Raw genomic sequence first — 14,378 nt, 5'->3', positions numbered from 1 at the left:
CTCAGGGTTGTAAGTCTTGGGGTCTGATACGGGGGTCCTGGGGCCGGCCGGAGGTTCCTCACCAGGTCCTCCGGCCGGACTCCCGTCAGACCTCTTCGACGCTGCTCGGCTCGCGCCGGGACAGGTCGATGCCGAGCTCCTCCGCCGCGCGGAAGACGTCCTCGTCGGTGTCACGCATTTCGATGGACATACCGTCGCTGGACAGCACCTCCACGTTCAGGCAGAGAGACTGCATCTCCTTGATGAGCACCTTGAAGGACTCGGGGATGCCGGGCTCGGGGATGTTCTCGCCCTTGACGATGGCCTCGTAGACCTTCACGCGGCCGGTGACGTCGTCGGACTTGATGGTCAGCAGCTCCTGGAGGGCGTAGGCGGCGCCGTATGCCTCCAGCGCCCACACCTCCATCTCACCGAAGCGCTGGCCACCGAACTGGGCCTTACCACCCAGCGGCTGCTGGGTGATCATCGAGTACGGACCGGTCGAGCGGGCGTGCAGCTTGTCGTCGACCAGGTGGTGCAGCTTGAGGATGTACATGTACCCGATCGAGATCGGGTCCGGGAACGGCTCACCGGAGCGGCCGTCGAACAGCCTCGCCTTGCCGGTCGGCTGCACCATGCGCTCGCCGTCCCGGTTCGGGATGGTGTGCTGGAGCAGACCGGCCAGCTCGTCCTCGCGGGCACCGTCGAAGACCGGGGTCGCGACGTTGGTGCCGGGGGCGACGGAGTCGGCGCCGATCGCCTGGAGGCGCTGCGCCCAGTCCTCGGCGAGGCCGGAGACGTCCCAGCCGCGGCTGGCGAGCCAGCCGAGGTGGATCTCCAGGACCTGTCCCGGGTTCATTCGGGACGGCACACCCAGCGGGTTGAGGATGATGTCGACCGGGGTCCCGTCCTCGAGGAACGGCATGTCCTCGATGGGCAGGATCTTGGAGATGACACCCTTGTTGCCGTGCCGGCCGGCGAGCTTGTCACCGTCGGTGATCTTGCGCTTCTGCGCCACGTACACGCGCACCAGCTGGTTCACACCGGGGGGAAGCTCGTCGCCCTCCTCGCGGTCGAAGACGCGGACGCCGATGACCTTGCCGGTCTCGCCGTGCGGCACCTTCAGCGAGGTGTCACGGACCTCACGGGCCTTCTCACCGAAGATCGCGCGCAGCAGGCGCTCCTCGGGCGTCAGCTCGGTCTCGCCCTTGGGCGTGACCTTGCCGACGAGGATGTCACCGGCGATGACCTCGGCACCGATGCGGATGATGCCGCGCTCGTCGAGGTCGGCGAGGACCTCCTCGGAGACGTTCGGGATGTCCCGGGTGATCTCCTCGGGGCCGAGCTTGGTGTCACGGGCGTCGACCTCGTGCTCCTCGATGTGGATCGAGGAGAGGACGTCGTCCTGCACGAGGCGCTGCGACAGGATGATCGCGTCCTCGTAGTTGTGACCCTCCCACGGCATGAACGCCACGAGCAGGTTCTTGCCCAGCGCCATCTCGCCGTTCTGGGTGGCCGGACCGTCGGCCAGGACCTGGCCCTCGATGATCCGGTCGCCCTCGTTGACGATGACCTTCTGGTTGACCGAGGTGCCCTGGTTGGAGCGGGCGAACTTGGCCAGGCGGTACGTGATGTACGTGCCGTCGTCGTTGGCGGTGGTGATGTAGTCCGCGGAGACCTCCTGGACCACACCCGCCTTCTCGGCCTTGACCACGTCGCCGGCGTCGACGGCGGAGCGGTACTCCATGCCGGTGCCGACGAGCGGGGACTCGCTCTTGATGAGCGGCACGGCCTGACGCATCATGTTCGCGCCCATGAGGGCACGGTTGGCGTCGTCGTGCTCGAGGAACGGGATCATGGCGGTCGCGACCGACACCATCTGGCGCGGCGAGACGTCCATGTAGTCGACGTCGTCCCCGGGGACGTAGTCGACCTCGCCGCCACGACGGCGGACCAGGACCCGGGCCTCCTCGAACCGCATGTCGTCGTTGAGCGTGGCGTTGGCCTGCGCGATGACGAAGCGGTCCTCCTCGTCGGCCGTCAGGTAGTCCACCTCGTCGGTGACCTGACCGTCGACGACCTTGCGGTACGGCGTCTCCACGAAACCGAACGCGTTGACGCGGCCGTAGGAGGCGAGCGAACCGATCAGACCGATGTTCGGGCCTTCGGGCGTCTCGATCGGGCACATGCGGCCGTAGTGGGACGGGTGCACGTCACGGACCTCGAAGCCGGCCCGCTCACGGGAGAGACCACCCGGGCCAAGAGCCGACAGACGGCGCTTGTGGGTGAGACCCGACAGCGGGTTGTTCTGGTCCATGAACTGCGACAGCTGGCTGGTGCCGAAGAACTCCTTGATGGAGGCGACGACCGGCCGGATGTTGATCAGGGTCTGCGGCGTGATCGCCTCGACGTCCTGGGTCGTCATGCGCTCGCGGACGACGCGCTCCATACGAGCCAGACCCGTGCGGACCTGGTTCTGGATGAGCTCGCCGACGCTGCGCAGACGACGGTTGCCGAAGTGGTCGATGTCGTCGGTCTCGACGACGATCGTGGTGCCGCTGTCACCCGTGGTCTCGGTCTCGCCCGCGTGCAGCTTCACCAGGTACTTGATCGTCGAGATGATGTCCTCGACGGTCAGGATGCCCGCGTCCAGCGGAGCGTCCGCACCCAGCTTCTTGTTGACCTTGTAGCGGCCGACCTTGGCGAGGTCGTAGCGCTTGGGGTTGAAGTAGAGGTTCTCCAGAAGGGTCTGGGCGGCCTCACGCGTGGGCGGCTCGCCCGGACGCAGCTTGCGGTAGATGTCGAGCAGCGCGTCGTCCTGGCCCTGGGTGTGGTCCTTCTCCAGGGTGGCGCGCATCGACTCGTACTCGCCGAACTCCTCGAGGATCTGCTCGGTGGTCCAGCCGAGAGCCTTCAGGAGGACGGTGACGGACTGCTTGCGCTTGCGGTCGATGCGGACACCGACCATGTCGCGCTTGTCGATCTCCATCTCCAGCCAGGCACCCCGGGACGGGATGATCTTGGCCGAGAAGATGTCCTTGTCGGACGTCTTGTCGATGGAGGAGTCGAAGTAGACACCCGGCGAGCGGACCAGCTGCGACACCACGACACGCTCGGTGCCGTTGATGACGAAGGTGCCCTTGTTGGTCATGAGCGGGAAGTCGCCCATGAAGACCGTCTGGGACTTGATCTCGCCGGTCTCGTTGTTGGTGAACTCCGCCGTCACGAAGAGCGGGGCGGCGTACGTGAAGTCGCGCTCCTTGCACTCGTCGATGCTGTTCTTCGGCGGTTCGAAGCGGTGGTCGCGGAACGTCAGCGACATCGACCCGGAGAAGTCCTCGATCGGGGAGATCTCCTCGAAGATCTCCTCCAGACCGGACTTGGTGGGGACGTCCTGACCGGACTCCAGAGCCTCCTCGACCCGACTCTGCCAGGCGGTGTTCCCGAGCAGCCAGTCAAAGCTCTCGGTCTGCAGCGCGAGCAGGTTGGGAACCTCGAGAGGCTCCTTGATCTTTGCAAAGGAGATGCGCAGCGGGGCGGTGCTGGCGCCGTTGTTCGTATTCGCGGTCGAGGCAGTGCGCGAGGCGGCCAAGAGGGGGTCCTTCCGAGGGCTCGGACTCACTACGCGCTCCCCGGGCCCTCCTCCGCGGCACAGAGGACAGGTCTCTCCGATTTGGCCAAAGGGCCAGGTCAGAGATGGTCCGGTCATCGATGCTGAGGCGAGGGCAGACCCCTGGTGACGGGCAGGGGACAGCTAACAGGCAGCGCAAAGGGTCAGTGTAGCCACTTGGCGCACTGATGTCCAGTCCCGCTTTTCTGCCCGGTCTTCAAAAACTCTCGCTGCCCTCAACGTCCTCGGCATGGTGCCCTCAACGCACGTTGATACTGCCCTCTTCGTCGCCGATCCATGCCTCGGATTCGGACCGTTCTGACGACGCGTCCTGAGAATTGCGCGCTGCGTGCGGTTCGTCAAGGCCCCCCTTCCCGAACCTGGGGTTCCGGGAGACACGACGAAGATCACCATACCCCTCGCCCACGAGGTGGCAAGGCAACCGTGACCGCGCCTCCAGGAACGCCGAAGAGCGACCACCCGGATGGATGATCGCTCTTCGGTGCTTGCGCGTTACAGGCCCAGCGGGACCTGTGCGGTGTTACTTGACCTCGACGGAGGCGCCGGCGCCCTTGAGGGACTCGGCGGCCTTCTCGGCGGCGTCCTTGGCGACCTTCTCGAGGACGGGCTTCGGGGCGCCGTCCACGAGGTCCTTGGCCTCCTTCAGACCCAGGGAGGTCAGCTCACGCACGACCTTGATGACCTGGATCTTCTTGTCGCCGGCACCGGTGAGGATGACGTCGAACTCGTCCTTCTCCTCCTCGGCCGGGGCGGCGGCGGCCGGACCGGCCGGGCCCGCGACGGCGACGGCCGCGGCGGCGGTGACGTCGAACTTCTCCTCGAAGGCCTTCACGAACTCGGAGAGCTCGATGAGGGTCATCTCCTCGAACTGCGCGAGCAGGTCTTCCTGGCTGAGCTTCGCCATGATGGGCGATCCTTCCACTAATTTCGGCAGGTGCCGGATGTATCGAAACGGCGGGCGTACTTACGGCCCGCTACGACCCGCGCCTCAGGCGGCACGGATCAATGCGCGAGCCGAGTTACTCGGCACCGCCCTGCTCGTCCTGCTTGGCGCGAAGCGCGTCCACGGTGCGGACGAGCTTCGACGGGAGCGCCTGGAAGACCTGAGCAGCCTGAGTCTGCTTGCCCTTGAAGGCGCCCGCCAGCTTGGCGAGCAGAACCTCGCGGGACTCGAGGTCCGCGAGCTTCTTGATCTCATCGGCGGACAGCGCCTTGCCGTCAAGGACACCGCCCTTGATGACGAGGTTCGGGTTGTCCTTGGCGAAGTCACGAAGACCCTTCGCCGACGTCACCGGGTCACCGGTGATGAAGGCAACCGCCGTCGGACCGTTGAACAGGTCGTCGAGCGTCGAGATCCCGGCCTCGTTGGCCGCGATCTTGGTCAGCGTGTTCTTCACCACGGCGTACTGGGCGTCTTCACCGAGCGAACGACGCAGCGTCTTGAGCTGCGCCACGGTGAGACCCCGGTACTCGGTCAGCACGGCGGCGTTCGAGCTGCGGAACTGCTCCGTCAGCTCGGCTACCGCGGCAGCCTTGTCGGGCCTTGCCATAGAGCGTCGGCCTCCTTCCGGGTGATGAGGACCGCTCAGAAGGGGCTGCACAAAACGAAACGCCCCGGCGCAGGCGCACGGGGCGTAGCTCGACCGCAATCACCTGCACAAGGCACGTGTCTCCGGGAGCACATCCACAGTCACCTGCGCGGGTCGTCCGCAGTCTTCAGCGGATCCTTCGGCCACCGCTCCCTCTTACGAGGACACGGCAACGACCAGCGGTCTTTGGCTTCTGTAGGAGCGTACGTGACCGGATCCCTGTCAAGCAAATCCGGTCCTGTGGCGCTCAGCTGTTCTGGAGTTCCTTCATCATCTCGGCCAGGTCGGCGGTCTCGCCCGCGGGCGGCGCCGTGACGGTCACCGGCTTGTTGTAGTCGAGGAAGGTGAAGGTCATGTCGAACTTGCCCTTGTCGGCGTCGCCCTGCATGCGGAACTGCTTGGCGTGGTCCTCGTCGTCGACCCACATGTCCATCGTGAACTTGTCCAGACCGAGCTTCTCGATCTGTTCCATGCTCTTCTCGCGCTGCTCACGGACCGTCTTGTCGGCGTCCTTGAAGGAGGCCTTGAGCTCGGCCAGCGTGACGTCGCCCGAGTAGTGGGTGGTCTCGACCCCGTCGACGGTCTCGGTGCCGACCTTCTTCACGTCCTTGGCGCCGTTGAGGAAGGAGGACATGGAGGCCGGGTTCTGGTCGGCCTGGCCGGCGCCGGACGCGGCCGCGCCGAGGTCACCGTCCTTGCCGAGCGAGGACAGGTCGAACTTCATCCACTTCTTGCCGTCCATCTCCTTGGCCATGTCGGCGTTGCCGCCGATGTACATGGCCTTGTCGACGAGGCGGATCTCCGCGGAGCCCTGGCCGGCCGCGGTCATCTTCATGCTCATCGCGATGTCGGGCTTGGTCCGCATGGCGGCCTCGGCGTTGACCTGCCCCTGGCCGGGCATCTCGCCCTTCATGCGGTAGTGGAAGGAGGTGATCTCCTCCGTGTTCTTCGCCGCCTTGGCGACAGCCGCCGCGGGCGTCATCTCGGGCGACTCGTCGCCTCCCTTGGAACAGCTCACCGCACCCGCGGCGAGGGCCACGGCGGCGAGGCCGGCGCCGATGGTCCGGCGGCGTACAGCGGAACGTCGTACAGAAGTAGCCATTGATTCCCCCCAAGGAACACATGGTCGATTCACAGCAAGACCGCGAGCTTATCCGAGCGGGACGTGAGTGGTCCGCGAATTCCCTGTGGCTCAGGTGGGGTTGGTGCTCGACTGTGACAGGAGGTTCTTGAAGTCCTCGGTGTCGGCGGCCGGCGGCCTGCGCACGGCGACCTTGACGCCGTAGTCGCTGTAGTGGGCGGTCTGGGTCACCGTGCCGTTCGCCGTGCTGGTCCTCTCGACCTTCTTGACCAGCAGGTCCTTGTCGTTGATCCAGATGTCGACGGTCTCGGCGGTGACGTCGGCGTCCTGGAGGCGCTGCCGGAGCTCGGTGTCGGTGACCTGCCCGACGGCCACGGTGCCGGAGTAGTGCGTGGTGCGCCGGCCGTGCACGGTCTCCCGGCCGAGCGCGCGCACGTCGTCGGAGTCCAGCAGCAGCCGCACCGACTGGTCGGGGGTGGTGGAGCGCATCTGGTCGGCGAGCTCGGCGCCGCCGCCGAGGGCCTTCAGGTCGTCGTAGGCGTACCTGAGCCAGTGCTTGCCGCCCGTCTTGGCGGCGAAGGTCTCCCCCATGCGCGCGTAGTAGGCGTCGGAGAGGTAGCGGGCCTCCATGGAGGTGACGCCGAGGCCGCGCATGGTCTCGGCCGCGGTGCCGCCGGTGTAGTCGATGACGAGGGAACCGCAGAGGCCGTCCCGCCAGCCGAGGACACCGTCCGCGGTGAGGGACAGCTGGGTGCCCATCACGGTGGTGGAGCTCACCCGGGCGCTGCGGGCCCGCTCGGTGGCGCGCTCAGCGGTGCGCAGGGCCGGGAGGGCGGCGGGCGCCGGGGTCGCGGGCGCCTCCTGCGCCGGCCGGTCGGCGGAGCCGGAGGACGTACAGGCGGCGAGTCCCGCCAGTGCGGCGGCCGTCGTGAGCCAGGCCGTCGTCCTCTTCATGCGTCCCCCTGGTGCAAGTGCCCTGCTCGCACGCTAACCCAGAGCACAGTCCCCGCACATGGGAACGGGCCCCGCACCTCGAAAGGTGCGGGGCCCGTGAACCTGCCGGTGTCTCAGACCGCGGCCGGGTCCTCCTCGACGAGGAGGTTGCGGGTGCGGTTGGAGTCGACCGGGATGCCGGGGCCCATCGTGGTGCTGATGGCGGCCTTCTTGATGTAGCGGCCCTTGGCGGCGGACGGCTTCAGACGGAGGATCTCCTCCAGGGCCGCGCCGTAGTTCTCCACCAGCTTGGTGTCGTCGAACGACGTCTTGCCGATGATGAAGTGCAGGTTCGAGTGCTTGTCGACGCGGAACTCGATCTTGCCGCCCTTGATGTCGGTGACAGCCTTGGTGACATCGGGGGTGACGGTGCCGGTCTTGGGGTTCGGCATGAGGCCACGGGGACCGAGCACGCGGCCGAGGCGGCCGACCTTGCCCATGAGGTCCGGGGTGGCGACGACGGCGTCGAAGTCCAGACGGCCCTTCGACACCTCGTCGATGAGCTCGTCGGCGCCGACGATGTCGGCGCCCGCGGCACGAGCGGCCTCGGCACGGTCACCGGTCGCGAAGACCAGGACCCGGGCGGTCTTACCGGTGCCGTGCGGGAGGTTCACGGTGCCACGGACCATCTGGTCGGCCTTGCGCGGGTCGACACCCAGACGGAAGGCGACCTCGACGGTGCCGTCGAACTTGGTCGTGGAGGTCTCCTTGGCGAGACGGACGGCCTCGAGCGGGGCGTACAGCTTCTCCCGGTCGATCTTCTCGTCCGCAGCGCGAAGGGCCTTGCTGCGCTTGCTCACAACTGCTCCTGTGTGTTCTGAAAGGAGTCGTGGTACGGGCCGAGCAGGCCCTGCCACTTCTGCTTGGGGTGTACGAGGGGGGTGGGGCTCAGCCCTCGACCGTGACGCCCATGGAACGCGCGGTACCGGCGATGATCTTCGCGGCGGCGTCCAGGTCGTTGGCGTTGAGGTCGGGGAGCTTGGTGGTGGCGATCTCGCGGACCTGCGCCTCGGTGATCTTGGCGACCTTGGTCTTGTGCGGCTCGCCGGAGCCCTTCTCGATGCCCGCGGCCTTGAGGATCATCTTCGCGGCCGGCGGCGTCTTGGTGATGAAGGTGAAGGAGCGGTCCTCGTAGACCGTGATCTCCACCGGGATCACCCAGCCACGCTGCGACTCGGTCGCGGCGTTGTAGGCCTTGCAGAACTCCATGATGTTCACGCCGTGCTGACCCAGCGCGGGGCCGACCGGCGGAGCCGGGTTGGCGGCACCGGCCTGGATCTGGAGCTTGATGAGCCCCGTGACCTTCTTCTTCTTGGGAGGCATAGCTCTCCGGGTCCTTTCGATTCGGGTCCTGCCTGCGCGCGGGGACCACCCGAACGCAGGCATACCGCACAACGATAACGGGTATAGATGCGCGGCCAAAAACCGAGCAGGTCAGACGAGCTGTGACAGCCCGCCTGACCTGGTCGGAAGCTCTGTCCGGAAGACGTCAGTTCTTCTGGATCTGGTCGAAGCTCAGCTCGACCGGGGTCTCGCGACCGAAGATCTCCACCAGACCCTTGACCTTCTTGGAGTCGGCGTTGATCTCGTTGATGGTCGCCTGGAGGGTGGCGAACGGGCCGTCGGTGACGGTGACCGAGTCGCCGACCTCGAAGTCCAGGACCTGGACCTCGACCTTGCGGGCCGGAGCCGGCTTGCCCTCGGCCTCGGCGGCCTCGCGGGCGGCCTTCTCCTCGGCCTCCGGGGCGAGCATCTTGACGATCTCGTCCAGGGTCAGCGGGTACGGGTCGTAGGCGTTGCCCACGAAGCCGGTGACGCCCGGGGTGTTGCGGACGACGCCCCAGGACTCGTTCGTCAGGTCCATGCGGACGAGAACGTAGCCGGGGAGCTTGTTCTGGCGGATCGTCTTGCGGTCGCCGTTCTTGATCTGGACGACCTCTTCCTGCGGCACCTCGGCCTGGAAGATGTAGTCCTCGACGTTCAGCGAGACGGCACGCTGCTCGAGGTTGGTCTTCACGCGGTTCTCGTAACCGGCGTAGGTGTGGATGACGTACCACTCGCCGGGCAGGGTCCGCAGTTCCTCGCGCAGGGCGGCGACGGGGTCGACCGGCTCGGCCGGCTCCTCCTCGGCGTCCGCCTCTTCCTCGTCCTCGACGGCCTCGACGTCGCCGCCGGACTCGTCCTCGACATGGAGGGCGGATTCCTCGGCGGGCTCGCCGGCCTCGGCGTCGGCAGCCTCGACCTCGTCCGGGTCCTCGTCCGCGCCCTCGACGATGTCGAGCTCGTCGTCGACAGACTCGTCGGGCTCGATGGCGTCGTTCAGGTTCTGGTCAGACACGGTGGCTGCTTCTTCCTGGATACATGGGGTGGAACACGCGAAAAGGGGCGCCGGTAACCTCGGCGCCCTTCGCTCTGTGCTCAGCCGAATACGTACTTGGTGGCGTGGTTGAGTCCATAGTCAATCACGGTCACCAGGCCGATCATGACGAGTACGAAGACGATCACCACGGTCGTGTACGTCGTCAGCTGGTTCCGCGACGGCCAGACGACCTTGCGGAGTTCTGCGACGATCTGCCGGTAGAAGGTCGCAAGACGCTTCAGCGGGCCCTTCTTGGCACGCTTGCCGCCCTTACGGGCCTTCTTCTTGGACTCCGGCACTTCGTCCTGGGCGCCAGGCGTGTCGATGGAGCCCACGGCATCCGCCATTCGTCCTCACCTGTTCCCGGGTCGTGGCCGTGCCGCGCCCGGTTGGAGCCGCACGGCGGTGCATTGCTGTACGTACATGCGCACACATCCTGGCGAAGGTGTGTGTAGCAGGGCCGGAGGGACTTGAACCCCCAACCGCCGGTTTTGGAGACCGGTGCTCTACCAATTGAGCTACGACCCTTTGTGTGTCCCCCAACGTACCGCATCCGACCGGGTGCTCGGTGTGCACCTGGCGGGGCGGCTGCTGAAGGCCAACGAGGTGAGAGTGTACGTGGTCCGCGGCCCCTCGTCGAACAGAAAGCCCCCGTAGGGGCTTTGGGGACGGAAGATCGCCCAGCGTGCGGGGCGGATCCGGACGGTTGTTCAGCTGTTGTTCAGTCTGTGAAACCAGTGTGCCGGGGAAGTTTCCGGTCTGGAACGATGGGCCCCATGAGCGCTGCAACCCCTCCCACCGAGCGCCGGGTCTCCGCCCGAGTCGGCGCGATCTCCGAGTCCGCCACCCTCGCCGTGGACGCCAAGGCCAAGGCCCTCAAGGCCGCGGGGCGGCCGGTGATCGGCTTCGGCGCCGGTGAGCCGGACTTCCCGACCCCGGACTACATCGTCCAGGCCGCGATCGAGGCCTGCTCGAACCCGAAGTACCACCGCTACACGCCGGCCGGCGGCCTGCCCGAGCTGAAGGCCGCGATCGCCGCGAAGACGCTGCGCGACTCCGGCTACGAGGTCGACCCGTCCCAGATCCTGGTGACCAACGGCGGCAAGCAGGCGATCTACGAGGCCTTCGCCGCCATCCTCGACCCGGGCGACGAGGTCATCGTCCCGGCGCCGTACTGGACCACCTACCCGGAGTCGATCCGGCTGGCCGGCGGTGTCCCGGTGGAGGTCGTCGCCGACGAGACGACCGGCTACCGGGTCTCCGTCGAGCAGCTGGAGGCGGCCCGCACCGAGAAGACGAAGGTCGTCCTCTTCGTCTCCCCCTCCAACCCCACCGGCGCCGTCTACAGCCAGGCCGACGCCGAGGCGATCGGCCGCTGGGCCGTCGAGCACGGCCTGTGGGTGCTGACCGACGAGATCTACGAGCACCTCGTCTACGGCGACGCGAAGTTCACCTCGCTGCCCGCGCTCCTGCCCGAGCTGCGCGACAAGTGCGTCGTGGTCAACGGTGTCGCGAAGACGTACGCCATGACCGGCTGGCGGGTGGGCTGGATCATCGGCCCGAAGGACGTCGTCAAGGCCGCGACCAACCTCCAGTCGCACGCCACCTCCAACGTGTCGAACGTCGCGCAGGTCGCCGCCCTCGCCGCGGTCTCCGGCAACCTCGACGCGGTGGCGGAGATGCGCACGGCCTTCGACCGCCGGCGCAAGACGATCGTCCGGATGCTGAACGAGATCGACGGCGTGCTCTGCCCCGAGCCCGAGGGCGCGTTCTACGCCTACCCGTCGGTCAAGGACCTGCTCGGCAAGGAGATCCGCGGCAAGCGCCCGCAGGACACCGTCGAGCTGGCCGCGCTGATCCTGGAGGAGGCCGAGGTCGCGGTGGTCCCGGGCGAGGCCTTCGGCACGCCGGGCTATCTGCGGCTGTCGTACGCCCTGGGTGACGAGGACCTCGTCGAGGGCGTCAGCCGGATCCAGAAGCTGCTCGCGGAGGCGCGCGACTGAGGTCGCCGTACCGGAAGCACCCCCTCCTGTGAGGGGGTGCTTTTTTGTGCGAGCAAGACCACTAAAGGGGAAAGTGGTACCGGGACGGCTGTGGCGTGCGGCAGGATCCTGGGATGGAGCGTGTACGTGATGTCTCTGAGCTGCCGAAAGCCCATCTGCATCTGCACTTCACCGGATCGATGCGGCCGGGGACGGTTCTGGAACTGGCCGACAAGTACGGCGTACGACTGCCCGAGGCGCTGGTCGACGCACTGACCAGCGGAGAACCGCCGAGGCTGCGGGCCACGGACGAACGGGGCTGGTTCCGGTTCCAGCGGCTGTACGACGCGGCGCGCTCGTGCCTCAGGGAGCCCGAGGACATCCGGCGGCTGGTGCGGGAGGCCGCGGAGGAGGACGTCCGCGACGGGTCGGGGTGGCTGGAGATCCAGGTCGACCCGACGTCGTACGCGCCCCGGCTGGGCGGGCTGATCCCGGCGCTGGAGATCATCCTGGACGCGGTGGAGACGACCTCTCGGGAGACCGGGCTCGGCATGCGGGTGCTGGTCGCCGCGAACCGGATGAAGCACCCCCTGGACGCCCGCACCCTGGCCCGGCTGGCGGTGCGGTACGCGGACCGGGGTGTGGTCGGCTTCGGGCTCTCCAACGACGAACGCCGGGGCATGGCACGGGACTTCGACCGGGCCTTCCACATCGCGCGCGAGGGCGGACTGCTGTCGGCGCCGCACGGCGGCGAGCTGGCCGGTCCGTCGTCGGTACGGGACTGCCTCGACGACCTGGACGCGCACCGCATCGGTCACGGGGTGCGCGCGGCCGACGACCCCCGGCTGCTGAAGCGGCTGGCGGACCGGCAAGTGACGTGTGAGGTGTGCCCGGCCTCGAACGTGGCCCTCGGGGTCTACGAGAAGCACGAGGACGTGCCGCTGCGGCGGCTCTTCGAGGCCGGTGTGCCGATGGCGCTGGGCGCCGACGACCCGCTGCTGTTCGGGTCCCGGCTGGCAGCGCAGTACGAGATCGCGCGGCGGTATCACGGCTTCTCGGACGCGGAACTGGCGGAGCTGGCCCGGCAGTCGGTACGGGCCTCGGCGGCGCCGGAGGACGTGAAGGCGAAGCTGTTGTCGGGGGTGGACGACTGGCTGAACCACCCGGTCGACTGAAGCGGGCCTGGAGCGTGGACGGGGAGCGGGCCTGGGCGGCTACAGGCTGACGCCCACCGTCACCGGCTCGTTGACCAGCGTGATGCCGAAAGTGTCGCGTACGCCCGCCACGACCTCCCGGGCCAGGGCGAGGAGGTCCTCGGTGGTGGCGTCGCCCCGGTTGGTGAGGGCGAGGGTGTGCTTGGTGGAGATGCGGGCGCGGCCGGTGCCGTAGCCCTTGGTGAACCCGGCCTTGTCGATGAGCCAGGCCGCGGAGGTCTTGGTGCGGCCGTCGCCCGCGGGGTACGCGGGGGGTTCGGCGTCCTCGCCGAGGTGCTGCTTCACGCGCGCGTGGAACTCGGCGAACTGGGCGGCCGTGAGGATCGGGTTGGTGAAGAAGGAGCCCGCCGACCAGGTGTCGTGGTCGGCGGGGTCCAGGACCATGCCCTTGCCGGCGCGCAGCCTCAGGACGGTCGCGCGGGCGTCGGCGAGGGGGACGCGGTCGCCGGTCTCCACGCCGAGAGTGCGGGCGGTCTCGGCGTACTTGATCGGCGCGGAGAGGCCGTCGGCGTCCTCCAGCTCGAAGTGGACGCGCAGCACGACGTAGCGGGCGGGGTCCTCCTTGAAGCGGCTGTGGCGGTAGGAGAAGGCGCAGTCGTCGTTGGTGAGGGTGACGGTCTCGCCGGTGCGGCGGTCGTAGGCGATGACCTCGGTGATGGTGGAGGACACCTCCTGGCCGTAGGCGCCGACGTTCTGGATGGGGGTCGCGCCCGCGGATCCGGGGATGCCGGCGAGGCACTCGATCCCGGCGAGACCGGCGTCCACGGTGCGTGCGACGGCGTCGGTCCAGACTTCGCCGGCGGCGAGTGCGAGGTGGGTGCCGGTGAGTTCGTAGCCCTTGGTGGCGATGACGAGTGCGGTGCCGTCGAAGCCCTTGTCGCCGATGACGAGGTTGGAGCCGCCGCCGATGAGGAGGAGCGGGGTGCCGGTCGCGTCGGCCTCGCGGACGACCTCGATCACCTCGGCGTCGGTCGTCGCGGTGACGAGGCGGGTGGCGGGGCCGCCGAGACGGAAGGTGGTCAGGGGGGCGAGGGGGGCGTCGTGTCGTTCCTGCACGCGGTACAGGGTACGGGTCCGGTGGGGGCGGGCGTTTTCGCGCAGTTCCCCGCGCCCCTGAATGCCTGCGGCGGCCCGTGACGGCTTCGGTGGGGGCGTGCGTAGCGCATACGGCCCGGTGGGTGGGTCGGTGCCGGGGTGGGGGGTATCCGTCCTCGGTCCGGCGGCTCGCCCCCTTGATCTGTCCTCGGTAACGGACGCCGGCCGCTGCGGGCGGACACCCCCCACCCCGTCCCCTTCGCGCCGTACGCGACTGACGGCCCATCGTGGCGCGCCGTCCGGCCAACGGCCCGTCGCGGCGCGGCGCGGCGAGGTGGCGAACGGTCCGTCGTGGCGCCGGTGACTGCAACTCCTCAGGGGCGCGGGGAACTGCGCGACCAGCCACGACGGACCCGCACCCGCCCCACAACCGGCGGGTGCGGTGGCCAACGATCCGACGTCACGCGGGCGACTGCACCCACCCAGGGGCGCGGGGAACTGCGCGACCAGCCCCC

At 68.1% G+C, this 14,378-nt stretch carries 12 protein-coding genes and 1 tRNA gene; 2 read left to right on the top strand and 11 right to left on the bottom strand.

Translation table 11 applies throughout. The features are described from left to right. Nucleotides 1–85 precede the first annotated feature (85 nt). The 10 genes from rpoB to M2163_RS29315 form a co-directional block, all read right to left on the bottom strand. On the bottom strand, nt 86–3,571 hold the full coding sequence (gene rpoB, locus M2163_RS29360) for a DNA-directed RNA polymerase subunit beta (protein ID WP_053846800.1): 3,486 nt from the start codon (nt 3,569–3,571) through the stop codon (nt 86–88). 559 nt (nt 3,572–4,130) lie between these two features. Further along, nucleotides 4,131–4,514 (bottom strand): 50S ribosomal protein L7/L12, encoded by a 384-nt coding sequence (gene rplL, locus M2163_RS29355; RefSeq protein ID WP_053846801.1) that lies wholly within the window; start codon nt 4,512–4,514, stop codon nt 4,131–4,133. A gap of 115 nt (nt 4,515–4,629) precedes the next feature. After that, nucleotides 4,630–5,160: a 50S ribosomal protein L10 gene (gene rplJ, locus M2163_RS29350; protein WP_007384048.1), complete on the bottom strand. Its 531-nt coding sequence runs from the start codon at nt 5,158–5,160 to the stop codon at nt 4,630–4,632. A gap of 286 nt (nt 5,161–5,446) precedes the next feature. After that, a complete protein-coding gene (locus M2163_RS29345; RefSeq protein ID WP_280849870.1) occupies nt 5,447–6,301 on the bottom strand; it encodes an LppX_LprAFG lipoprotein in 855 nt (284 codons plus the stop codon). 90 nt (nt 6,302–6,391) lie between these two features. Then, nucleotides 6,392–7,234, bottom strand: coding sequence for a hypothetical protein (locus M2163_RS29340; protein WP_280895483.1), 843 nt, complete (start codon nt 7,232–7,234; stop codon nt 6,392–6,394). Between the two features lie 113 nt (nt 7,235–7,347). Further along, nucleotides 7,348–8,073, bottom strand: a complete 726-nt coding sequence (gene rplA, locus M2163_RS29335) for a 50S ribosomal protein L1 (RefSeq protein WP_053846804.1) — start codon at nt 8,071–8,073, stop codon at nt 7,348–7,350. Between the two features lie 88 nt (nt 8,074–8,161). Further along, nucleotides 8,162–8,596 (bottom strand): 50S ribosomal protein L11, encoded by a 435-nt coding sequence (gene rplK / locus M2163_RS29330; protein ID WP_030317334.1) that lies wholly within the window; start codon nt 8,594–8,596, stop codon nt 8,162–8,164. Nucleotides 8,597–8,762: 166 nt separating this feature from the next. Further along, the gene (nusG, locus tag M2163_RS29325) at nt 8,763–9,611 is read right to left on the bottom strand and encodes a transcription termination/antitermination protein NusG (protein WP_280849872.1); all 849 of its coding nucleotides are present in this window, start codon (nt 9,609–9,611) and stop codon (nt 8,763–8,765) included. Between the two features lie 80 nt (nt 9,612–9,691). Then, nucleotides 9,692–9,979, bottom strand: coding sequence for a preprotein translocase subunit SecE (gene secE, locus M2163_RS29320; RefSeq protein ID WP_280849873.1), 288 nt, complete (start codon nt 9,977–9,979; stop codon nt 9,692–9,694). Between the two features lie 108 nt (nt 9,980–10,087). After that, nucleotides 10,088–10,160 (bottom strand) — tRNA-Trp (locus tag M2163_RS29315). A gap of 248 nt (nt 10,161–10,408) precedes the next feature. Here M2163_RS29315 and M2163_RS29310 point away from each other — a divergent pair. Both M2163_RS29310 and M2163_RS29305 read left to right on the top strand, forming a co-directional pair. After that, nucleotides 10,409–11,635, top strand: a complete 1,227-nt coding sequence (locus tag M2163_RS29310; protein WP_280849874.1) for a pyridoxal phosphate-dependent aminotransferase — start codon at nt 10,409–10,411, stop codon at nt 11,633–11,635. A gap of 113 nt (nt 11,636–11,748) precedes the next feature. Further along, complete coding sequence (locus M2163_RS29305; protein WP_280849875.1) at nt 11,749–12,789, top strand: adenosine deaminase; 1,041 nt, start codon at nt 11,749–11,751, stop codon at nt 12,787–12,789. Nucleotides 12,790–12,828: 39 nt separating this feature from the next. Here M2163_RS29305 and M2163_RS29300 read toward each other — a convergent pair whose 3' ends face one another. Beyond that, nucleotides 12,829–13,884, bottom strand: a complete 1,056-nt coding sequence (locus M2163_RS29300; RefSeq protein ID WP_280895482.1) for a UDP-N-acetylmuramate dehydrogenase — start codon at nt 13,882–13,884, stop codon at nt 12,829–12,831. Nucleotides 13,885–14,378 lie beyond the last annotated feature (494 nt).

It is taken from the genome of Streptomyces sp. SAI-135 (assembly GCF_029893805.1).
GTDB lineage: Bacteria > Actinomycetota > Actinomycetes > Streptomycetales > Streptomycetaceae > Streptomyces.
Note: the sequence above shows the minus strand (reverse complement) of the source record. Positions and strands in the feature narration are given on the sequence as shown.

Coding starts and splice junctions, on each gene's coding strand:
- rplL (WP_053846801.1), bottom strand. CDS start 4,514: ATGGCGAAGCTCAGCCAGGAAGACCTGCTCGCGCAGTTCGAGGAGATG.
- rplJ (WP_007384048.1), bottom strand. CDS start 5,160: ATGGCAAGGCCCGACAAGGCTGCCGCGGTAGCCGAGCTGACGGAGCAG.
- M2163_RS29345 (WP_280849870.1), bottom strand. CDS start 6,301: ATGGCTACTTCTGTACGACGTTCCGCTGTACGCCGCCGGACCATCGGC.
- M2163_RS29340 (WP_280895483.1), bottom strand. CDS start 7,234: ATGAAGAGGACGACGGCCTGGCTCACGACGGCCGCCGCACTGGCGGGA.
- rplK (WP_030317334.1), bottom strand. CDS start 8,596: ATGCCTCCCAAGAAGAAGAAGGTCACGGGGCTCATCAAGCTCCAGATC.
- secE (WP_280849873.1), bottom strand. CDS start 9,979: ATGGCGGATGCCGTGGGCTCCATCGACACGCCTGGCGCCCAGGACGAA.
- M2163_RS29310 (WP_280849874.1), top strand. CDS start 10,409: ATGAGCGCTGCAACCCCTCCCACCGAGCGCCGGGTCTCCGCCCGAGTC.
- M2163_RS29305 (WP_280849875.1), top strand. CDS start 11,749: ATGGAGCGTGTACGTGATGTCTCTGAGCTGCCGAAAGCCCATCTGCAT.